Source organism: Aerococcus sp. L_32 (genome assembly GCF_050689315.1).
The window spans coordinates 1-506 of record NZ_JBOEQF010001312.1 but is presented as its reverse complement, the minus strand read 5'-3'; the positions used below and the strand labels follow the sequence as shown (position 1 = coordinate 506).

The 506-nt window shown below is 42.9% G+C and carries 1 pseudogene; it reads left to right on the top strand.

What is annotated here, in order from left to right:
- A pseudogene (locus ACRCJ0_RS19520) lies at positions 1-506 on the top strand (L-lactate dehydrogenase); the annotation flags it as partial.

Below are 506 nucleotides of genomic sequence, written 5' to 3'. Positions count from 1 at the left end.
TTAACCGTGTCATCGGTTCTGGTACGTCATTAGACTCAGCACGTTTTCGTCAAGAATTAGCCACTACATTAGATGTTGACGCACGAAACGTCCACGCCTACATCATGGGTGAACACGGTGACACCGAGTTCCCCGTATGGTCACACGCAAACATTGGTGGCCAATCAATTTACGACTGGGTGTCTCAAACTTCAGCAATCGACGAAGAAGCTTTAGTGAACTTGTTCTACCACGTACGTGACAAGGCTTATAAGATTATCGAGAAAAAAGGCGCAACTTACTACGGTATTGGTGTATCTTTAGTCCGCATCTTAAAAGCTATCTTAAATGACGAAAATGCTATCTTACCTGTATCTGTTTACCTAGATGGCGAATACAACCAAAATGATGTTTATATTGGTGCTCCAGCTATCATCAACCGTGAAGGTATCCGTGGTATCATCGAAGCTGACTTAAACGACCACGAGAAACAACAAATGGAATTGTCAGCAACTAAATTACGCGAC